Source organism: Halorubrum marinum (genome assembly GCF_048381195.1).
Classification (GTDB): domain Archaea; phylum Halobacteriota; class Halobacteria; order Halobacteriales; family Haloferacaceae; genus Halorubrum.
Genome location: NZ_JBLWMM010000007.1, coordinates 274,898 through 295,434, shown reverse-complemented (window position 1 = coordinate 295,434; position 20,537 = coordinate 274,898). Strand labels below are relative to the sequence as shown.

General features: G+C 63.2%; 19 protein-coding genes. 7 read left to right on the top strand and 12 right to left on the bottom strand.

What is annotated here, in order from left to right; genetic code table 11:
* Nucleotides 1-21: 21 nt before the first annotated feature.
* A complete protein-coding gene (locus tag ACNSN4_RS15060) occupies nucleotides 22-1,794 on the bottom strand; it encodes a hypothetical protein (RefSeq protein WP_418286661.1) in 1,773 nt (590 codons plus the stop codon).
* A gap of 212 nt (nucleotides 1,795-2,006) precedes the next feature.
* On the opposite strand from ACNSN4_RS15060, the gene ACNSN4_RS15055 reads away from it, so the two are divergent.
* Nucleotides 2,007-2,267 (top strand): DUF8044 family membrane protein, encoded by a 261-nt coding sequence (locus ACNSN4_RS15055; protein ID WP_418286660.1) that lies wholly within the window; start codon nucleotides 2,007-2,009, stop codon nucleotides 2,265-2,267.
* A 46-nt stretch (nucleotides 2,268-2,313) separates the two neighbouring features.
* Here ACNSN4_RS15055 and ACNSN4_RS15050 read toward each other — a convergent pair whose 3' ends face one another.
* The 4 genes from ACNSN4_RS15050 to ACNSN4_RS15035 all read right to left on the bottom strand — a co-directional run bounded on the left by ACNSN4_RS15050 (nucleotide 2,314) and on the right by ACNSN4_RS15035 (nucleotide 7,345).
* Nucleotides 2,314-3,321 carry a DUF1616 domain-containing protein gene (locus ACNSN4_RS15050; protein WP_418286659.1) on the bottom strand — a complete coding sequence of 336 codons (1,008 nt, stop codon included), beginning with the start codon at nucleotides 3,319-3,321 and terminating at the stop codon, nucleotides 2,314-2,316.
* A 139-nt stretch (nucleotides 3,322-3,460) separates the two neighbouring features.
* Nucleotides 3,461-4,504 (bottom strand): glycosyltransferase, encoded by a 1,044-nt coding sequence (locus tag ACNSN4_RS15045; RefSeq protein ID WP_418286658.1) that lies wholly within the window; start codon nucleotides 4,502-4,504, stop codon nucleotides 3,461-3,463.
* 9 nt (nucleotides 4,505-4,513) lie between these two features.
* Complete coding sequence (locus ACNSN4_RS15040) at nucleotides 4,514-5,713, bottom strand: FG-GAP repeat domain-containing protein (RefSeq protein ID WP_418286657.1); 1,200 nt, start codon at nucleotides 5,711-5,713, stop codon at nucleotides 4,514-4,516.
* Nucleotides 5,714-5,845: 132 nt separating this feature from the next.
* Entirely contained in the window at nucleotides 5,846-7,345 is a 1,500-nt protein-coding gene (locus ACNSN4_RS15035; RefSeq protein WP_418286656.1) for a lipopolysaccharide biosynthesis protein, read from the bottom strand.
* 502 nt (nucleotides 7,346-7,847) lie between these two features.
* Between ACNSN4_RS15035 and ACNSN4_RS15030 the strand changes: the two genes are divergently transcribed.
* Both ACNSN4_RS15030 and ACNSN4_RS15025 read left to right on the top strand, forming a co-directional pair.
* Nucleotides 7,848-8,924, top strand: coding sequence for a glucosamine inositolphosphorylceramide transferase family protein (locus ACNSN4_RS15030; RefSeq protein ID WP_418286655.1), 1,077 nt, complete (start codon nucleotides 7,848-7,850; stop codon nucleotides 8,922-8,924).
* A 97-nt stretch (nucleotides 8,925-9,021) separates the two neighbouring features.
* Nucleotides 9,022-9,921 carry a sugar phosphate isomerase/epimerase family protein gene (locus ACNSN4_RS15025; protein ID WP_418286654.1) on the top strand — a complete coding sequence of 300 codons (900 nt, stop codon included), beginning with the start codon at nucleotides 9,022-9,024 and terminating at the stop codon, nucleotides 9,919-9,921.
* Nucleotides 9,922-9,954: 33 nt separating this feature from the next.
* Here the strand turns inward: ACNSN4_RS15025 and ACNSN4_RS15020 are convergent, their stop codons facing one another.
* Both ACNSN4_RS15020 and ACNSN4_RS15015 read right to left on the bottom strand, forming a co-directional pair.
* Nucleotides 9,955-10,554 (bottom strand): metal-dependent hydrolase, encoded by a 600-nt coding sequence (locus ACNSN4_RS15020; RefSeq protein WP_418286653.1) that lies wholly within the window; start codon nucleotides 10,552-10,554, stop codon nucleotides 9,955-9,957.
* 114 nt (nucleotides 10,555-10,668) lie between these two features.
* Nucleotides 10,669-11,802: a Gfo/Idh/MocA family protein gene (locus ACNSN4_RS15015; RefSeq protein ID WP_418286652.1), complete on the bottom strand. Its 1,134-nt coding sequence runs from the start codon at nucleotides 11,800-11,802 to the stop codon at nucleotides 10,669-10,671.
* A gap of 394 nt (nucleotides 11,803-12,196) precedes the next feature.
* Between ACNSN4_RS15015 and ACNSN4_RS15010 the strand changes: the two genes are divergently transcribed.
* Entirely contained in the window at nucleotides 12,197-12,826 is a 630-nt protein-coding gene (locus tag ACNSN4_RS15010; protein WP_418286651.1) for a DUF7344 domain-containing protein, read from the top strand.
* A 43-nt stretch (nucleotides 12,827-12,869) separates the two neighbouring features.
* Here the strand turns inward: ACNSN4_RS15010 and ACNSN4_RS15005 are convergent, their stop codons facing one another.
* Nucleotides 12,870-13,382: a DUF7344 domain-containing protein gene (locus tag ACNSN4_RS15005; RefSeq protein WP_418286650.1), complete on the bottom strand. Its 513-nt coding sequence runs from the start codon at nucleotides 13,380-13,382 to the stop codon at nucleotides 12,870-12,872.
* Between the two features lie 682 nt (nucleotides 13,383-14,064).
* Here ACNSN4_RS15005 and ACNSN4_RS15000 point away from each other — a divergent pair.
* From ACNSN4_RS15000 to ACNSN4_RS14990, 3 genes are read left to right on the top strand one after another with little or no spacing between them, the layout of a single operon-like run.
* Nucleotides 14,065-15,171, top strand: a complete 1,107-nt coding sequence (locus tag ACNSN4_RS15000; protein ID WP_418286649.1) for a glycosyltransferase family 2 protein — start codon at nucleotides 14,065-14,067, stop codon at nucleotides 15,169-15,171.
* On the top strand, nucleotides 15,168-16,271 hold the full coding sequence (wecB, locus tag ACNSN4_RS14995) for a non-hydrolyzing UDP-N-acetylglucosamine 2-epimerase (RefSeq protein ID WP_418286648.1): 1,104 nt from the start codon (nucleotides 15,168-15,170) through the stop codon (nucleotides 16,269-16,271). The genes ACNSN4_RS15000 and wecB overlap by 4 nt, the downstream gene beginning before the upstream one ends.
* Nucleotides 16,268-17,587, top strand: a complete 1,320-nt coding sequence (locus tag ACNSN4_RS14990; protein ID WP_418286647.1) for a nucleotide sugar dehydrogenase — start codon at nucleotides 16,268-16,270, stop codon at nucleotides 17,585-17,587. Before wecB ends, ACNSN4_RS14990 begins: the two co-directional genes overlap by 4 nt.
* A gap of 70 nt (nucleotides 17,588-17,657) precedes the next feature.
* Here the strand turns inward: ACNSN4_RS14990 and ACNSN4_RS14985 are convergent, their stop codons facing one another.
* The 4 genes from ACNSN4_RS14985 to ACNSN4_RS14970 all read right to left on the bottom strand — a co-directional run bounded on the left by ACNSN4_RS14985 (nucleotide 17,658) and on the right by ACNSN4_RS14970 (nucleotide 20,527).
* Nucleotides 17,658-17,903 carry a HalOD1 output domain-containing protein gene (locus tag ACNSN4_RS14985; RefSeq protein ID WP_418286646.1) on the bottom strand — a complete coding sequence of 82 codons (246 nt, stop codon included), beginning with the start codon at nucleotides 17,901-17,903 and terminating at the stop codon, nucleotides 17,658-17,660.
* Nucleotides 17,904-18,032: 129 nt separating this feature from the next.
* Nucleotides 18,033-18,971 (bottom strand): NAD-dependent epimerase/dehydratase family protein, encoded by a 939-nt coding sequence (locus ACNSN4_RS14980; RefSeq protein ID WP_418286645.1) that lies wholly within the window; start codon nucleotides 18,969-18,971, stop codon nucleotides 18,033-18,035.
* A gap of 135 nt (nucleotides 18,972-19,106) precedes the next feature.
* Nucleotides 19,107-20,030, bottom strand: a complete 924-nt coding sequence (truA, locus tag ACNSN4_RS14975) for a tRNA pseudouridine(38-40) synthase TruA (protein WP_418286644.1) — start codon at nucleotides 20,028-20,030, stop codon at nucleotides 19,107-19,109.
* A complete protein-coding gene (locus ACNSN4_RS14970) occupies nucleotides 20,027-20,527 on the bottom strand; it encodes a universal stress protein (protein WP_418286643.1) in 501 nt (166 codons plus the stop codon). The genes truA and ACNSN4_RS14970 overlap by 4 nt, the downstream gene beginning before the upstream one ends.
* Nucleotides 20,528-20,537 lie beyond the last annotated feature (10 nt).

The following is a 20,537-nucleotide window of genomic DNA, read 5'->3' as shown; positions in this document are numbered from 1 at the left end:
CGTTCGAAACGGACGCCGGTCTCACCTCCCCGCCTGTATCCGATAGACGTTGAACTCGCCGTTATCGTACACGCGGTGGAGTGACTGATCGGTTTCGACCCGCTCGAAATCCTCTGGAGTGAACTTCCACTGCTCTTGGTAGTCAGGGAACCGCTCTTGATACTCGATTCGGGCCAGTTCGGTGAGGATCAGGTAGCGATCGTCGTCGTAGCTCTGTCCCAACGTGTCGTGTTCGGTATAGTTGAAATGCGCTGGTGGTGACGCTCCTCCCCACCGAATCGTCGGATCGTTGTCGATCGTCCCGTAGTGGAGGTGGTAGTATCTGTACTGTCGAATTCCTCGCTCTTCGATGAGGAGATCCTCGTTCCGTTCCTCGAACAACCACTCCGATCCCTCGATCTCCATCTCCGTCACCTGGTGGTTACGGTCGAATACCAGCGGCGACGTGAACATGCTGAACACCATCAGATTCACCAGTACGAACAACACGATCGCGAACGTCCCGAGGACCGCCAGACGACCGCCGTGGCTCTGTGTGCCCGCCCAAAACATGTGAAAGAGGGCGCCGACGAACAACACCGCGAACACCTTCCCGAACAACAGCGGCCGTCCGTACCCCGCGATCAAATTCGTCGTCAGGAACACCGTTGCGACGCCCCCGAACGCCATTGCAGTCGTCAAAAACAGGAGCCGGAACGCGTCCGGCTTATCCCCGTAGCGGAACCAGGCCAACGCGACAATCGCGAGGAACACCGCCGCAAACCCGAAGATCAGGACGTCGGGACCGCGTTGCAGAACCGCGATCTGGAGGAGGTCGGTGAGGTCAGGCCCAGTTGTCGAAACGGTATCGACGGTCGCATCAAGCTCGGATTGACTCTCCGACCCGCCGATGAAGTCGTTCGCGATGTTTCGAAACCGAATGATGATCCCCGCGTGCTGCATGTACCACGCGCTGAAAACCACGATCGTCAGCGAGGTCACGTTCGGGATCAGCGACCAGTCGGCGGACGGGATCGAGGTCCGACCGATCACGCTGTACAGCACGGCAGGCACGAGGAAGAACATCGCCGTCAACGGGTGGTACACGATGACACCCACGATCGACAGTATAAGTAGCAGCCGGATCGCTACGGACTGCGTTCGTTGCTCTTTGAGGAACAAAAAGAGGACGAGCGGAACGAGCATAACGCTCATCAGGAACGGGATGACCATCAGGAAGCTTGACCCCATGATCGGTAACAGCATCACTGGAAGACAGAACAGCGCCTGTCGGCGATCGAACAGCTGAATCACGACGAGCGCGGCCGCACCGAAAAAGAGCACCGTGAAGATCATCGGCATGAGGTTGATAACGTCTGTCGTCCCTCGCCCGGTCGCACCGGCTATCGCCTGCGTCAAGATGTGTGCAGGGGGATAGATGTTCTCGGCGATACCGACGGTCTCCAAGTCGTGGATCAGTCCGATGTGCGTCAGCACGTCCGCGCGCCCGTATACCGGATACCCGCGGATCGACGGGAGAAGCACGAGGATCGCACTCCCCGCCGCCATGAGCCCCACGCCGCCGATCCAGCCGTCGTCCGTTTCGTGACCGACGGCGCTCGACAGCACCGTGAGTTGCCCGAGACAGATCACGCCGATCAGCAACGCCCAAAAGTAGCTCGGGAACGTGTCGTATATCGATATCTCGTATCCCCGAGCCGGTGGCATCCAAAGTAGAATCCCGGTTGCCAGCAGGAGACAGAGCGTTCCGAGGGCTGCGAGCGCTTTCGTCGTCATTCGAGATGGTTCATCCATGGGTATCGATGGCGATGCCCGCACGAGACAGACCGCGCCCGTGCGAGCGGTTCATCGTAGACCATCGTCGTTTGGGTCGTAGTAATGGCACTACTAACGCGACAGAGGGCGAACGACAACACGGGCGGAGTCGATCGGGGAAATGCGGTGGATAACCTCGGAGTGTGCTTATGACGAGTATAACAACCAGCCGGGGAGACGCTACACAGAGTATGTACGCGTACAGCTTAGAGGAGGTCGCCACCGCACAGATCGTCTGGATGCTCCTCGTTCTCGCCGGGACGCTCCTGCTCGGTCTGTTCTCCGTCACAGTCTTCTTTATTCTGAGCTTCATCGGCCTGTTGGCCGTCACACAGTTGTATCATCCCCGGGGAGATCCGCCGAAGTGGTGGCGATGGGTCCACCCGCTCATCGGCGCCTGCTTCGTCGGCTTCGCCTACGTCGTCTATCTACAGGTCATAGCCGTGATCTGATCGCGCGAGTCGCCCGTAACTGAGCGTCGCCGCTCGTCAGTCTCAGTCACTCGCCCGTCTCGATCCACACGTGCGTGGTGCGGTACGCCGAGTCGACGTCCGGGTCCTCCGGCGGTTCTCCGACGTACAGCAGGTACACGACCCGTACGTTGCCGCCGCGGAGCGTCGGCTCGACCGAGACGGCCCGTTCGACGGTCTCGCCGTGCGCAGCGGTCACCTCGAACTGGTCCGTGTCCCTGCTCGCGACGACAGCTGTCCCCGCGCCGGTTCCGTCGGTTCGTTGGACCTGTTCGACGACCGTGTAGGTTCGTTCACCCCCCTCTTGGTTGGTTACGCCGAGCTGCATCGGTCCGAACTCCCCACCGACGATCTCGCTCGGATAGTTGTCGGCGATCGAATCGTCCGCCCCCTCGTCTTCGCCGAGAAGATAGAACTCCGTGTACTGCTCGCCGTTCGGTGTCAACGCGGCGGCGGCCCCGATGCCGACGACCGCGATCAGGAGTCCGGCGACGACGAAGGCGCTGAGGGCGACTTCTCGGGTGTCGTTCCTGTCGAACACCCAGGCGTGTACTCGTCGCAAGGGGTCCGCAGAGACGAGTCCGAACCGCTGATCCCGCGGAAGCCGGAGCCGGGCCGCGATGCCAGCAAGCGACAACACGGCGGTCAGTACGCCGACAAGCGCGACGATAGTCTCTGCAGCGACACCCCACCCAGAGAAGTGAGCGACGACGCCGACGAACGGAACGAGAACGACGCTCATGCCGACCGAGAGCACGACCCGTTCCGTGATCGTGATCGCCTTCGGACGCTCTCGATTGAGCGCGATTCGAGACAGGCTGTTGGTGGATTCGCTCGACCGAGAAGGGAACAGTACCGCCACGAACGCGTATCCGGGGAGAAACACGACGTACAGCACGCCGATTAGGAGCTGTAGCGGATTCGATTCAGCCCCAAACAGGATGAACCCCCAAACGACGGCTGTCATCACGAGCGCGAGCAACAGGTCCAAAGAGAGTCCCTGCCCTCGATACCGGGCAGTCGAGTCGCCGAACATACGACGGGAGTAGGAGCCACGGGACAAAGCTATCCGGCGATTAACGAGACGGGAAATACGGGCGACCACCGTCTCGAACCCGAGACGGTCTCGGAACTCATCGAGGTCGTCACTGGCACGGTTCGAGAACGCAGCGTGCTCACGTAGGCAACGTTCGAGCGAGCGACTTGACCGCCTTCGAGAGCCGCCTCGCGAGACGGTGGGTCCGCCCACCACCCAGCGCCACGACCCAGTAGTTCAGGAATCGGGGTTCGAACGGGTAGTTCGAAACGGACACCGACAGGTAGCGACGAGCCTCCGCGTAATGCCCGGTGTACAGTGCGGCCGAGCCCACGCGGAACGCGGCCCACGCGCGCATCTTTCGGTGGAACAGCCAGCCGTACTCGGCGGCGAGGTCGTCGAACCGGTCGAGGAACCGCTCGTAGCTCCGTCGCTTCTTTTCGAAGTCATCACTGAGGCGGCCGTGCGAGGTGTACTCGTACACGGTGAGAGGCTCGGGTATCCTGACGAATTCGACCGCCGTGGACAGCCTGATGAACCACTCGAGGTCGGCCCACGCCTCGAACTCCTCGTCGAACGAAATTTCGTTCGCCACGGTCGCACGCACCATCACGACCGACATCGTTCCGATATCGTTCCGGCAGAGGAGCGACTTCGTCAGGTCGCCGTCGATACGCGGTGGAATCTCCACCCCGTGCCCCTCTTTACGGATCGTCTCGATTCCGGTGTACGCCACGCCGACGTCGTCGTCAGCCGCCTCGAACGCCTCGACCTGTCGAGCGACTTTCTCCGGTTTCCAGCGGTCGTCATCGTCGAGAAACGCGATGTACTTCCCCGAACTGGCTCTGATTCCGGTGTTCCTCGCCGCGTTCGCGCCGCGGTTCGACCGGTGTCGAACGCACGTCGACGCCGATAGCGAAGAGAGGTCCGCGTCCGATAACGTCTCCGTCGCCGGCGTGTCGGAACAGTCGTCGACCACGACGAGCTCGATCGGCTCGTAGGTCTGTGCGAGGATGCTCTGTACCGACTCTCGGAGATAGTTCGGACGGTTGTACGTCGTGATCACGACGCTGACGAGCGGCGGGTCGTCGTGTGGGTCTCCCTCGTCTCGCTCCGCTTCGCTGTCGAGCAACTCGTCGAGCGCCGAACCGATCCGAGCGAATGATTGTGAACGTAGTGACATTCTCAGTGCTCACGGCTCGTTGTACCACACGTCGACGTGGACGTTCGGCTCGTAGGACTTCCCGATGATGTCGGGCCGACCGTTACCGTCGACGTCGACCGCCTTCGCCTCGTGAGTCGGGACGCCGACTGAGGCGACGGTCTCTCTGAACTCGCCGCCGCCCTCGTTCCGGAAGAGCAGGTGTTGTGCCGACTCGTCGTTCTCCCCGAGTCCCATCTCCGCGACGTAGATGTCGAGCGACCCGTTGCCGTCGAAGTCGGCGAGCTGGACCGTGTGCGGGCAGTAGAGGTCGTCGTCGAGCACGTGCGGCTCCCAGTCGGGCGGATCGAACCAGCCGAGACGGCCCATGTGGGTCCCGAGCAGCGGCGAATCGCCCTCCGTGAACACCACCTCGAGCTCCCCGTCGTCGTCCACGTCGCCGACGGCGACGCGCGTCCAGTCCCACCCGTCGACGATCGACTCCGAACTCCATCCCGCCGCCACGCCGTCACCCGTACGTCCACCGTTTTGCGCCTGATTCCCGTCGGAGATCTGGCGGTATATCGAGGTACCCGCGATCAGCTCGTTGTTTCCGTCGCCGTCGATGTCGACGACGGCGAGTCCTTCGTCGCTGGTCTCCTCGCAAATTACCGTCAGGCACTCGTCCGGCCACGGCGAACGCGTGGGGTCGTCCGGAACGTCGTAGTAGAATATCGTTTCGCTCTCCTGTGAGCAGCCGACCACCTCGGGTTCACCGTCGTTGTCGACATCGCCGAACGCGAGGTCGTGGTACTTCGAGAAATCGTCCGCTATCAGCCGCTTCGTCCACTGCTGTGTGGGGTCGGTCGGCTGTTCGAACCAGTAGATGTCGCTGCCGCCGAACGCCTGTCCCACGATCGCGTCCGCGCGACCGTTCCCGTTCACGTCGCCGATCGTCCCGCCGAGGATGTGAAGCCCAGACTTGGGAAAGATACTGTGGCGCTCCCACTCCGAGGTCCCGTTCGGTGCGTCCGGTCCGGGGTTCTCGTACCAGAAGAGGTCCGTTTCCAGTCGCCGAAATAGCCGGCCGATTAGCGGGATACTCCGATCGCCGATGACGGGCAGCGCCTCGGAGCCTGCCCCACCGACGATGAGATCGGGGACCCCGTTCCCGGTGATGTCGGTCGGCTCGCAGACGAATAGCCGCCCGCTCGGCGGGGAGTCGTCGATGACATGGTGCTCGAAGTTCATTCCGTTGTCCTTCTTTTCGATGGTGCTTGGCCTTACTATACGGAAGCTAACGTCACCTAATTCGGTGATTACTCCCCTGAAGGTGATTCGATGCAACCGTCACACCGTCGGACGACTCCCGGCGTCTCTCGGTCATCTGAGCCCGTCGGAGATGGTACGAAGGTTCTGTTTGATCCCCCAATCGAACTGCCACTCGAGGAGGTACGCGACGGCGAAGTAGATGATCGCGCCCGACGGAACGAGCACGGCGAACTCGACGAGCGGCGACACGTCGACCGCGTTGGCCGCGGACCGCAGCGTGACGAACATCACCGACGCCGCGATGAACGGGTACAGGTATTCGGCGTACAGCTGGGCGGAGCGCCCCTCGACGATGTCTGCGGCGAGGTACACGTCGATCGGCAGCATGGGAAACAGGTAGACGCCGACGACGACGAGCGCGGTCCCCTCTATTCCCCATCGGGCGGTCGCCGGCCAGATCAGGATCGCGATACAGCACACGCGTAAGAACCCGAGTTTAGCGACGTAATCCGGACGGCCGAGCGCCTTCCACACGGCGCCGAAGTTTCGCGTGATCGAGTGGAGGAGTCCGTACATCGTCAGTATCTGCATCGTCCGGATCATCGGCCGCCACTCCTCGCCGAGCACGGCGGGGACGAAGCTCGGGGCGACGAGCGCGATGCCGAACGCGATGGGGAACGTGACGAACGCGGTGAGCCGCGTCGTCTGCAGTAGCGCGGATCGAAGCTCGCCGAGGTCGCTCTGCAGCTTGGAGTACGCCGGGAAGGTGATCTTCGAGATCACCCCGGAGACCTCCGACGCGGGCGTATCGGCCAGCTGATACGCGTATTGGTAGAACCCGAGCGACGTCGCAGACAGAAACCACCCGACGAAGGCGTCGTCACCCTCGCTGTACAGAAAGCCGACGAGCGAGCTCGCGGTGATCCACTTCCCGTAATGGATGAGCTTCTTGGCGATGGCTACCTCGAAGGTCGGCCACGGACGATATCCGTGCAAGGCGTACGAGAGGACGAACAGGGTCGCCGTTTTCGCCACCGACGCGAAGACGAGCGCCCACACCGTCGGCGAGTACAGCGCGTAGCCGACACCGACGACGAACTGAACGAGCCCGCCGCTGGATTGATACACGAAGTCCTTGTGGAAGGTGAGATCCTTCTGGAAATAGACGACGGCCGGATTTCGGAGGCCATACAGGACCGGAATCAATCCGAGCACGCGGAGGATGGGGGCTGCGTCTGGCTCGCCGAACACCGAAGCGATCGTCGGCGCGCTGACGAACAAGAAGGCGAACAACAGGAGCCCGCGTCCGATCTCGAGCGACCACGTCGTGTTGAGGTACTCGTCGACGTTGTCCTTTTTGTCCTGAATGAGAGCCGCGTTAATGCCGATGTCCGTGAACCGTCGCGTCGCGGAGAGCGTCAGCAGCGCGATTCCCATCAGTCCGAAGTCGCGCGGGGCGAGCAGTCGAGCGAGGATCACCAGCATCAGCAGCTGTGAGGCCCGAAGCGAGATCTTCGTCGCGGACACCCAGACGCCACTCTTCACCGTCCGTTGCACGACCGACCCCCCCGGTACCAGTCGTTTGAGAAGTTCGAGGAGTCGATCCTTCATACGCCACCTGACTCCTGTCGGCGCCGTCCACTCACGCCGATACTCAGAGTGCGGATCATCTGTCTCCAACCGGGTCGGTAGAGGCGATTGTTATTCCCTAAATAACGTCCGCCGAGATCACCGACGGTCGACGGCAGACCGCTGGAGATACGCCGGATGGGATCTACTACCTTCCTTCGAGGAGAGCATTCCGTCGTTTACGGCGGGGAGAACGTCACCGGCTATCGTGGGCCTGGTGCCAGATCCCTGATATCGAGCCCGCAACCGATCAGCCCGGCGCGCGCTCGGGGGTGAAACGACGCGTGCGCTGAGCTACTTCGCGTGTACGCGCAGGCCGTTGGGTACGACTAGCGCTTCCACGGAATTTCCCTCGAATCGGCCGTGATCTCACAGAATATCCTTCGAGTCGGCAGAGATCCCACAGAATATCCTTCAGGCTCACATTGATGTAACTAATCCAAGAACTAACTAAACCCCGTCAGCCGCACGTCCTACGCGTATCATGCCCCAGATACTTACACCGCTTAAACGACGCCCAGAAACGGTCCGCGCCGCTTGGCTCATGGGGAAGGCCCTCAATCACTACGCGCCGCGTTACCTCTCCGAAATTGCCGGCACCGACGAGCGTCCGACGGATCGCGTTCGACCACCCCCTCCGACGGAGCATGCGTCTACAGGACGCAAGCGGTTCGATCCGAACGAACTGAGAAGCGGCGGTTTCACCGTGTATCACCCGGTGATGACCGCCGAGGACGTGACCGACTTCGGGAACGTGGACTTCGTCGCCGACCCGTTCCTCTACCCCGACGGCGAGCGGTGGCACATGTTCTTCGAGGTCTTCAACGGTGACCGGGAGCCCGACGCGGTCATCGCTCACGCGACGAGTCGCGACGGATTCGACTGGGAGTATCAGGGTGTCGTGCTCGCGACCGAACAACACCTCTCGTTCCCGTACGTGTTCGACTGGGAGGGGCAACAGTACATGGTCCCGGAAACCGGTGGCGCCGACGACCAGACGGTGGAGCTGTACGAAGCCGTCGACTTCCCGACCGAGTGGCGGCGATGTGCGGTTCCCGTTTCGCGAGACCACGGTACCGACGACGCGGTCGTGTTCCGCTGGGACGACACGTGGTGGATGCTCGTCGGAGACGACGCCATCGACGGCACGCACCTCTATTGGTCGGACGGCCTCCGCCGCGACGACTGGAATCCGCATCCGGAGAACCCGGTCGTCGTCGACCGACCGACGGCCGCTCGTCCCGCCGGGCGCCCGGTCGTCACCGACGAGCGGGTCGTCGTCTTCTACCAGGACTGCGAAAACCTGTACGGCGAGCGCGTCCACGCGTACGAGCTGACGTCACTCGATCGGGAGTCGTTCTCGGACCGCGAGCTGTCCGCATCGCCGGTGTTCGAAGGCACCGGAGCACACCTCGGGTGGAACGCCGGACGGATGCACCACGTCGACCCGTGGTACGTCGACGGGCGGTGGTTCTGTGCGGTCGACGGCAACGTCAACTACCCGAACGTGTTCACCAACGAGCACTGGTCGATCGGCGTCCACGTTTCGGCGAAGCGGTGAGCGCTCCTCGCGTACGGTGCGGAACCCCTCGGACACAGAGAATCGGTCTCACGATAGGGCCTCCATTACTTATCGGCTTTCGCGTGAACGTCCGGCAATGAGCCACACCGCCGCGACTGCTGCCGAAGCGTCCGAGGGTCCTCGACCGGCCATCCAGCTGCACACCGTCAGATCGATCGACGCGTCGCTGCCCGAGGTGATCCGATACGTGGCGGACGCCGGCTACGAGGGAGTCGAATTTGCTGGTGCGTTTCTCGATACCGACCCGCAAGCCGTCAAACGCGCGCTCACGGAGACCGGCGTGGTGCCGGTCGCCGCCCACGTGGACCTGTTACGTCTCGAACGAAACGTCGAGCCGATCGTCGATCGATGCCAGTTCGTCGGCTGTGATCGGGTTATCGTTCCCCACCTCGGGGCGCACCTGTTTCGAACGACAGCGACCGTTGACCGTCTCGCGTCGAGATTGGACGAGCTCGCCGAACGCCTCGATTCCCGCGGGATCGAACTCGGGTACCACACCTCGCGGGAGCCGTTTCTCCCGCCGTTAGATCGATACGGGCTCGGAACCGTATCGTCGATACCCGCACCCGCGTTCGTCTGGGAACTGGTCGCCGAAGCCGCCGATCGGTGGCTCGTGGCGGAGGATCGGTCGCTCGATCAAACGGGGTTCGGTCGGCTCGTCGATCAGACTGCCGCGGTAACCTTCGAAATCGACGCCGGATGGGTCGCTGCGGGCGGATACGACCCCGCCGAAGCGATCGAGAGCCTCGGCGACCGGCTGTCGCTCGTGCACCTCGCCGACGTCCAGCAGACGAGGGAGTTCCCGCCCGCGTTCCGGTCGGTTACGCCGGGGGACGGGCTCATCGATCCAGCCGAGGTTCTAGCTGCGGCCGCCCGCTCGAACGCTGAGTGGGTCGTCTTCGAGGACGACGATCCGGACGACCCGGAAGCAGCGATCTGGAAGGGAATCGCGCTGCTCCGCGGGCGACCGCTTTGAGCGGGACTTCGCCGCGCTTCCCGAGTGCTCCTCTCACTGGCGGACCGCTGTCCGCCCGCGCACCCGTATCCACCGAAGCAGGATCCGAGGCCCGGGGAAGCCGTCGTACGCCCACAGGACGAGCCCGAAGACCAGCGATCCGATCTGGAGGGCGATAACCGACGTGAGATTGAGCGTCGCGAGCTCTGACATGTACTCGACGAGGAGGGTGTACACGCCGTCGAGAAACGACCGACTCGCCCGGTCGGCGGACCGAGGTGCACCCGCGATCGGCCACAGCATCGGCGTGAGATCGAGGGAACCGCGCGCGAGCGACACCGGAAGCACGTCGCCGACGAGGTGGAACAGGTAGCCGACACCGAACGCGGCCCCGATGGCGCCGCGACCGCGGCGCTTCGCGTACAGGTAGACGACCGCCGCGAGGGGAACGACGAAGAACACGGAGTGTGCCAGCGCGTACCCGCCCTCGAACACGTTGAACTGCCACGCCAGGGGCTTGTCGATGAGATCCGGGAGCACCGAGCCGAACGCGAGCGCAACGACCGGCGCGTCACTCGGACGACGGTGGTAGCGCACGTGGATATACACTGAATAAAAAACGTACGCGAACAGCACGTGTTCCCAAGGCCACATACTCAGTATACGTTCTCCATCGGGATTAGTTACCGGATGTGCCGTCGCTCAGACGCGGAGCGCGCGGACGCCGCTTCGAGATCGCTCGGAGACCGCTCGGAGACCACCCGGAGATCACTTCGAGAGCCCGGCGAGTTGCCCCGCCTCGAACATCTTTTCGAGCGGGTTACCGCTGATATCCAAGGGGAGGTGTACTCGCCCGCGCCGGCGCGCGGACTCCCAGCTCGCGAACGTCAGTTCGGTTCCTCGGAGGACGCGACGTCCCGAAATGATCGGCTCCTCGCCGCCGTCGAGGCTGGTGACGAGGTGTTCGATCGCGCGCTCGTAATGCGTCTGCGGGGCCGGCGGCCAGTTGACGCCCGGGAGGTATCCGGTCGCTTTCCGCAGCGCCGCGCTGGGGAGTCCCGGGGTTGGCCCGTACACGTTCTCGTCCGTGTCGATCGCCTTCCAGCCCCCGTCGGTTCGGATCCGAAGCGCCGTCCCGTCTTCGGCTTGGATCTCGATAGCGCCCTCCTCTCCGACGATCCGGAGGTAGGGCTCGACGACGGTGTCTCCCTCCTCGGCGGTCGAGGCGAACCCCATCGTCCCGTCGGCGTATCGCCAGTTAGCGATCGCCCGCGTCTCGTTGAGCGCTCCGAACCACCGGTTTTCGTGTGAGCAGTCGACAGCGGCGAGAACCCACTCCGCACGGGCGCCGTCGACGAAGTGGTCACACAGATCGAACAGGTGTGTCCCCGCGTCGAAGAGGTTGACCTCCGACCATTCGAGTCGCTTCAGCTCCCCGATCCGGCCCGAATCGAGCATCGACTTCGCCCGGCGAACGGGTTCAGAGAGACGTCGTTGATGATCGATCGTGAGTTGAACGCCTTCGCGTTCACAGACGGTGACCATCCGCTTGCAGTCCTGCCACGTCGTCGCCATCGGCTTCTCGCAGTGAACCGCCTGCACCGACGGTGCTTCGGCGCTATCGACGACGAGATCGGCGTGAATCGCCGGAGGGACACAGATACTGACGATATCGGGTTCCGCCTCTTCGAGCATCGCCTCGTGATCCTCGTATACGTTGTCGACGTCGTGGTGATCGGCGAACGCCTCGGCGTTCTCTCGAATGATGTCCGCGCAGGCGACGATCGTACAGTTTTCCAGCCGCTGATAGCCGGAGGCGTGGCGATACGCCATCGCGTACCCGTCACGATCGCGCGTCTCCGGATCTGCTCCAGTTCCGATCACCGCAACCTGATGACTCATTACCGACACCACTGCCGGACGACCAAAGAGTATACATCTGCTAACGAACGGCGGAACTCGGCTCGCTGCGGGAAGTGAACGCCCGGAGAACGGGTCACCCGGATGCGCAAATTCGGTAGCTAATCGCAGTGATCGTCAGATGGTACCATTCCACACGAGAACTGCCTCGACGACGCGCTGCGATGACGTCGCCGCCTCGTGCGGGCTTCGATCGGTCGATAAATACTGGCTTAATCTCGTATCAATCAGTCTTTGATGCGATAAACCGCCGTACCTGAAGGCCCTCTTCAAGCATTCGTAGACAGCACTTTCATTACGTTATAATATCGTATTAGCGGTTTCGACGGCCGTTAGTTTCTGTATATCTAACATAGGTGGGTGTGTATACGTCTCCATGTCAGCGGGGAAAACGGGGTCACTTAGCGGAGAATCAGCGAGTGAAACGGCGGCGGAGGCGACCGAGACCGATATCTCCAACCTCAAGGATATCGGCAAGACCTCTCGCTCGAGCGGCGCGGAGTTAACCAAAGGCGAAATATTCGATCTGTTGAAAAACAGGCGACGCCGGATGGTTATTCAGTACTTACGCGAACATGACGGGTACTCGGATCTGAACGATCTCGCCGAACACATCGCGGCGAAAGAGAACGATATCACCGTCCGACAGCTCTCCTCGGATCAGCGCAAGCGCGTCTACATCGGACTCTACCAGTGTCACCTTCCGAAGATGGACTCGCTCGGAGTGATCAGCTACGAGAAAAACCGCGGGACGATCGAGCTCCAAGCGTCTGTGACGCAGCTGTTGAAATACATGGAACCGCTCGACGAGGACGAACAGAGCGAGTCCAAGGGCACGGGCACGGACCGGACGTGGACGATTCCCGCCGTCGCGGGAGCGGTCGTGGCTATCGTCACGATCGGCACTCTCGGGATTGGCCCGCTCGCGACCGTCCCGCCGGCCGCTTGGACGCTTCTCAGTGTGCTCGGTATTCTTGCGATCGTCGGGTTACAGCGCGCGCGGTGACCGCGCCGGACGGCGGTTCTGTCACTTAGCAGCCGTTCGAGATTCAGTCACTTATCAACCGTTCGAGAAAGTGATACTCACGCGCTTTCATTTCCGTCTCGTAATACTGATATCCCGCGAGCAACAGCAGCGCGGCGGCGAACAGGAGGCTCGTCTCCGGCGGCGCGCCGCCGAATAGCTGGACCGCGGCGAGCGCGCTACCGAAGAGCGCAAGTGCGCCGTAATACACCGGCCACCGACGTCCGCCTTTGGACTCCGTGTCCAGCACGCGTTCAACGTCTCCGACCTTCTCCGTCAACGACACGGTCTTGCTGTCGCTGTCGTATCTGACGAGGCCGACCTCCTCAAGCTTCGGAATGTGGGTTTGATACAGCGAGATGTAGAACCGCTTGACCACGCCGTCGTCAACATCGCCGTCACTTTCGGCTTCCGCCGTATCGCGGGCGAGGTCCCGGAGTTCTGCCTGACCACCGCGTCGATGAAGGTGGTACAAAATTAGTCGTCGGCGTGAGCTACTCAACACCTCAAATACCTCGTCTTTCGTGATCTCCTCCATAGCGTTCATGACTCGACTTCGTGTGCGGCAGCCACAGATCCCCTCTCGGTCTGTTCGAACGGATTGGTAATCACCCTTCACTCAGTTTGTTATCACTACCATATCCCCGCTATTCACCGCCTGATTATCGCTCTGAGCGGGTGACACCGTCGTCGAAGCGCGGCGTGTCGCCCGCGACCGAACCGAGTTACACGGTTTGCACCGCGGACGAACTGAGCTGTGGTCTCAGTTGCACACCGACGAGATTCGAGGGCGTTCCGCGCGACGATCGCTCACGAAGACGACAACACTGCCGTGTCGCGACGCTCGCGGCTTCGTCCGCGTGAGCAGTGGAGACGGACGTGCCCAGTCCGCAGCCGTAGACGGACGTGCCCAGTCCGCAGACCGGAACCCTCTCTGTCTTCCACTGAGTCAGCGATATTCGCCCGCAGGGGCGGGGAGTGAGCATCAGCGCGTTCGGCGAAGGCGGTCCCGGACCCGGTGAGGCAGTGTATAACAAAAGCCGTGTCTGTCGGGTATTCCGGTATGTCCCTCTGGCCGATCCGTCCGCGGATTCGGACTGGGGAACGCAACACGGAGGATCCGATATGACAACCAGACCACGCCGAACGAAACGGACCCGACGGTCTCGATGGTCTCGTTCTAGAGTCGGCTTAGACACGGACGGAGGGTGTCGCTGACGATGTACGACGGGAAGACCGTCGGTGTCGTCATCCCAGCGTACAACGAGGCCAAACACGTTGGCGAGGTGATCGAAACGATCCCCACCTACGTCGACCGGATCTACGCGGTCGACGATGCGTCGACAGACGAGACGTGGGGCGCCATCCGGGAGGCGGCGAGTCGACAAAACGGCCGAGCTGCGGCCCGGAATGGATCGGACGGAACGGAATATCCAGCACACGTCGTCCCCATCAGGCACGAGCGGAACCGCGGCGCGGGCGGAGCGGTCAAGACCGGGTACGCTCGCGCGCTCGAAGACGGGATGGACGTCGTCGCCGTCATGGACGGGGACGGTCAAATGGACCCCGGGCACCTCGAACAGATTATCAAGCCGGTCGCGGCCGGGCGGGTAACGTACGCGAAGGGCAACCGACTCACGTCCAGTCGCGACTACGCGACCATGTCGCGTTGGCGGCTGTTCGGAAACGTCCTCTTGACGATGTTGACGCGAATTGCGAGCGGGTACTGGGAGCTGTCCGACCCGCAGAACGGGTTCACGGCGATTTCCGCCGAGGGGCTTCGTACGATCCGGTTCGACCGCCTCTACGACCACTACGGCTTTCTCAACCACGTCCTGTTCGCACTCAACGTCAACCGGCAGCCGATAGCCGACGTCGCCCACCCGGCGCGGTACGGCGACGAACAGAGCACTATCCGCTACTCGTCGTTTATCCCCCGCCTGTCCGGACTCCTCGCACGGAGCTTCATCGAGCGGATCGTTCGACTCTATGTCGTCCGCCAGTTCCACCCGATCGCGGTCTGTTACGCGCTCGGAGCCGTCGTGCTGGTCGCGGGCACCACAACTGGGGTGTACTCCGTCTGGAGCGCCGGCGTCGATACATTCCTCGGCGGCATGGCGTCGACGACCGTCGCCCTCCTCGGGCTTCTCTTGGTGCTTTTCGGCACCTGGCTCGACGTCCTCGACAACGAGGGACTGGTCCATCATATCGGTGATCTCGATTCCGATTCGGGCGGCTACGAGCGGGACGTCGCCGACCACCGAGACATCGGAGTGGTTCACGACGGTGGAACCGCTACCGATCGGACGGAGGTCGATCGCCGATGACCGATATCGCCTTCGTTCTCGGGACCAGACCCGAGATAATCAAGCTCGCGCCCGTGATTCGTGCGTGCGAGCAGCACGGCGTGGAGTACGCGGTGATACACACCGGACAGCACTACTCAGATAATCTCGACGGTGTGTTCTTCGACCAGCTCGAGCTGGCCGAACCCGACGTCAACCTCGGTGTCGGCTCCGGCCCACACGGCGAGCAGACCGGCGAGATGCTGGGCGGTATCGAACGGGTCGTCGAGGACCTCGACCCCGACGTCGTGATCGTACAGGGGGACACGAACAGCGCGCTCGCAGGCGGCCTCGCTGCAAGCAAGATGGACCCGAAACTCGCGCACGTCGAAGCGGGCCTCAGGAGCTTCGACCGATCGATGCCCGAAGAAACGAACCGCGTGATAGTCGATCACATCGCCGATTACCTCTTTGCACCGACCGAGAAGAGCAAGTGGTACCTCGTCCGCGAAGGCATCTCGGAGCTCCGGATTACCGTGACCGGAAACACGGTTGTCGACGCCCTCGAACGGAACCGTACCGTCGCACGCCGAAAGACCACCGTGCTCGACGACCACGGCCTCACGGCGGGTCAGTACCTCCTCATGACCGCACACAGACAGGAGAACGTCGACGACCCCGATCGGTTCCGCGCGCTTCTGGACGGTGCCGCCCGGGCGGGGCAGGAACACGGACTGGACGTCGTGTATCCGATTCATCCGCGCGCTCGGGAACGGCTGAAGGAGTTCGAGATCGACGTTCCAGCGCCGGTTCGGACGATCGAACCGCAAGACTACCTCGATTTCGTTCGGCTGCTGTCGGCTTCGGCGGCCGTCCTCACCGACTCAGGCGGCGTCCAAGAGGAGGCGTGCGTCCTCGGCGTGCCGTGCGTGACGATGCGAGACAACACCGAACGACCCGAAACGACAGACGTGGGGGCAAACAGGCTCAGTTCCTGTGACTCTGACCGCATCCGTCGTGCGGTGACCGAGATGCTCAACGCGGACGGCGGGTGGGAGAACCCGTACGGGGACGGCGACGCTGCGGTGCAGATCCTCCGTGCGCTTCCGGTGAGCGTAGAGACCGAAGAGGTGATCCGATGAGCACGGTCTGCGTCCACGGGTTGGGATACATCGGGCTGCCGACGGCCGCGGTGCTCGCGGACAACGGACACGAGGTGTTCGGCTACGACACCGACCAAGGGGTGCGTGACCGCGTCCGAAACGCGGACGTTCGGATCGACGAACCGGGGCTCGACGAACTCCTCGAACGGGCAGTCGAGTCGGGGCGGTTGACCGCTACGGACGAGATCCCGGAAGCGCAGTACCACATCATCTGCGTTCCGACGCCGTTCGATGAGGAAACGCGCCGACCGGGACTCGAGTACGTCAACGCGTCGGCGGAGGCGATTGCGCCCCTCCTCCGTGAGGGCGATACCGTGATCTTGGAGTCGACGGTCCCCCCGGGAACGACGGAGACGCACGTCCGACCCGCCCTCGAAGCGTCGGGACTCGAGGCCGGGGTCGACTTCGGCCTCGCGCACTGTCCCGAGACGGTCCTTCCCGGAAACATTCTCGTCGAGCTGCGCGAGAACGACCGCATCGTCGGCGGTATCGGTCCGGACTCGACCGCGGCGGCCGTCGAGCTGTACGACTCCTTCGTCGCCGCCGCGATCCGAACGACGCAGGACCCGACGACCGCGGAGTTCGTCAAGCTCATACAGAACACCTTCCGCGACGTGAACATCGCCCTGGCAAACGAGACGGCGCGGATCGCACACGATTACGACATCGACACCCGAGAAGCGATCGACCTCGCTAACGGACACCCGCGGGTCGACCTGCTCAGCCCCGGTCCCGGCGTCGGCGGGCACTGTCTGCCGATAGATCCGTGGTTCCTCGGCGTGGGGTCCGACTCGATGGACTTGATCCCGACCGCCAGAAAGGTCAACGACGGCATGAGCGAGTTCGTCGTCGACCTCGTCCGTGACCTCGTCGGCGATCTCGACGGAACCAAAATCGCCGTGCTCGGAGCCGCGTACAAAGGGAACGTCGACGACACGAGAAAGAGCCCGGGCGTGGCGTTCGCAAGGGAGCTACGGCGCGGCTCGGAGGTCCCACCGCCCGCAACCGACGGCGGGAGCCCGAACGGGCCCATCGTCGCCGTCCACGACCCGCACGTCGACGACGCCTCGATCGAACTGACAGATACCGGGGCCGCTTCGATCGAGTTGGTGGACCTCGAAACGGCGACGACAGACGCAGACGCCGTCGTAATCACGACTGATCACGACGAGTTCGCCGAACTCGATCCGCGCACGCTCCGCGATCGGATGTCGACACCGAACGTGGTCGATACGAAAGGAATACTACAGCTCCAGCGGTGGCGCGACGCCGGATTCTCCACCCGGCGAATCTAATTGCCGATCTCGTTCCCGGTCGCGAGCTTTTCGAGGGCGGTCTTCGTACGGGTCGATCCCCGGTCGCGAGTCAGTTCGGTGTACTCGCCCGTACGGTCTGATCACCGGTCACGGTGACGAAGCACTCGGCGATCCGGAAGGATACCGAGAGATCCATCGAGTCGGTACGGTGTGCCTGATCGACGAGGTGTGCCAGTGACTCCACGTCAATTACGTCGTAGAGCCGCTCGTCGATCCGTTCCGGCTCGGTACCTCGTTCGTCCGCGACAGCCTCGATGATGTCCCAGCAGAGGTTGTCAGCCGTATCCAGTGTCATGTGCCCAATTATACCCAACGGTCGTTAGGGCATCCCGCTTGTGTCGACGTGTATGGCATGTCAACTGAGGCGGCACTACGTATGTAGTGTCATGACAAGAAGTATCATGAACTCGCCGCGAACCAACGGTCAGTTATTCGACGCCGTCGACGTCAGGTAGGGAGAGCATACCCGCCGGATCCCCTCCTCGAAGTCTATTTCGGGCTCCCACCCCGTCGCCTCGCGTATCTTCGAGCAGTCCGCGCAGGTGTGCTCGACGTACACTTCCTCGGGAATCGGGTTCTCGACGTACTCGGGCTCCACGTCCGTCCCCAACACGTCGTTGATCTGGCTCACGACCGTGTTGAACGAGTACGCGTCTCCGGTTCCCAGATTGTACACGCCATCGAGCTCGTGTGTCGCGGCGTCGACCAGCCCGCGGACGATGTCGTCGACGTGGGTGAAATCGCGCGTCTGCGTTCCGTCGCCGTACAGCTCCGGCGCTCGGTCGTGTGCGACGTCGTCCGCGAATTGGGCGATCACGTTCGCGTACTCCCCTTTGTGCCCCTCGGCACCGCCGTATCCCTGGTACACGGAAAAGAACCGCATTCCGGCCATCGACATGTCGTAGTGGTTGGAGAAGTATTCGGCGTACCGCTCCCGTGAGAGCTTCGAGGCCTCGTACCCGGTGTTCACGGAGACCGGCATATCCTCCGGACTCGGTTCCGTCTGGCTGCCGTAGATCGACGACGTCGACGCGTAGACAACGGTGTCACAGCCGTCCTGACGCGCCTGTTCGACGACGTTCACGAAGCCGTCGACGTTGACCGCTGCACCGCCCACCGGATCGTCTTCGTGCATCGCGTACGAGGACAGCGCGGCGAGGTGAAACACGACGTCGACGTCGGTCGGGAGGTCGTCGTCGAGGACGTCGCAGTTCTCGTAGCGGACCTCGTCGGCGAGGTTCGCTTCCGTTCCGAGATAGCCGTTGTCGACGGCGATCACCTCGTTGTCCGTCGCCAGCGTGTTCGCGAGGTTCGACCCGATGAATCCAGCACCACCCGTGACAAGCACGCGCTCGTTTCGCATATGAACCTCCAACCGACTGCGGTCACAATGCTATACGGTCCATAATCACGCGAGACGATCGGGAGTGAGATCCGCTCTCGACAAGAGGAGGGATTCGACCCGTCGATCGCTCTGCAGGCAGCGAGTTCACGAGCGTCAAGGAGGCTCACGGTTCGCCTCGCTATCGGCGATGCGGTCTCGAATCGCGCCGGTTACCGCCGCGGCGAGGCGGGCGTCGCGGTGCCGCTCACCGAACGCCTCGCGAGCGCTTGCGGCCGCCTCCGTGTCGACGCCGAACGACACCCCGTCGTACTCGACGTCCCACAACACCAGCGGTGCGGACGGTGCCGGACCGACGCCGAATTGGCCCGAGATCGGCTCCGGGGCGAGGAGCCGCTCGATCCGTTCGACGTCGGTCGTGCCGCGGCCGACGGCTCGGGCCGCAGCGACGAGTCGTCGAACGAGCGCGCGCGGAAAGCCGTCGGCCGCGATCTCGACGACGAGGAGGTCACCCTCGCGGGTCGCCGTCGCGGTCAGATCGCGGACGGTTCCCGTCTCGTCGCTCGTCAGGTTGTGGAAGTCGTGTTCACCGGAGAACCGAGTGAGCGCGGCCCGAACGCGATCGTCGTCGACGGCGTAGCCCCGGTCCGCCACGCCGTCCGCGGCACCGCCCCCCGGTGCGTACAGGTGGTACCGGTACGTGCGACGAGTCGCGTCGTGTGTCGCGTGAAAGCCGTCCCGGACGTCCGCAGCGGCCCACACGCGGATCGATCCGGGGAGCTGTCCGTTAAACGCTCGGGGGGTGAGCCACTCCGGCGCCTCGAACGCGACCGTCTGTGCGACCGCGGAGACGCCGGCATCGGTTCGTCCGGCGGCGGCGTAGCCGGGGGGCGTCGCGTGGGTCGGTCCGTCACCGCGGTCGAGCAGTCCGTGGGCCGCGAGGGCCCGGAGGAGCGTCCCTTCGACGGTCTCGGCGTGCGGCTGACGCTGAAAGCCCGCGTACTCGCGGCCGTCGTACGCGACCCGATACGCGCGGGTTCGCGCCTGTCCGGTTGCTGTCGCGTCGGAAACGGGGGTCACGCCTCGCTGTCGCTTCGGTCGTCGTCGCGGTCATCACTCCGATCACCGGTCCGATCATCGGCCGTCTCACGGTCGGCCATCGGCACGGTGACCACCGGCACCGGCGAGACGCGAACGATCTTCTCCGTGACGCTCCCGAGGAGCACCCGCCGAAGCCCGGTCCGGGTGTGGCTCGGCATCACGACGATGTCGGCGCCGACGTCCTCGATCGCGTTCCGGATCACGTCGAGCGGCTCGCCCCGAACGACGTTGCCCACGACCTCGATTCCAGCGGCCTCGAGTTCGGTGGTCACGTCTTCGACGCGCCTCTCTGCCGCCGATTCGACTCGCTCGGCGAACGCCCCCGCTTGCGGGCCACGGAGCATCTGTGACATGGTGTCGATCGCGGACACGACGTACACCGTGGCGCCGTACCGCTCGGCGAGGCTCTTCGCGTGCGGGATCGCGTCGTTCGCGCTGCTGCCCGGCGCGACGGGGAGGAGAATGGCGTCGTACATGCGTGAGAGT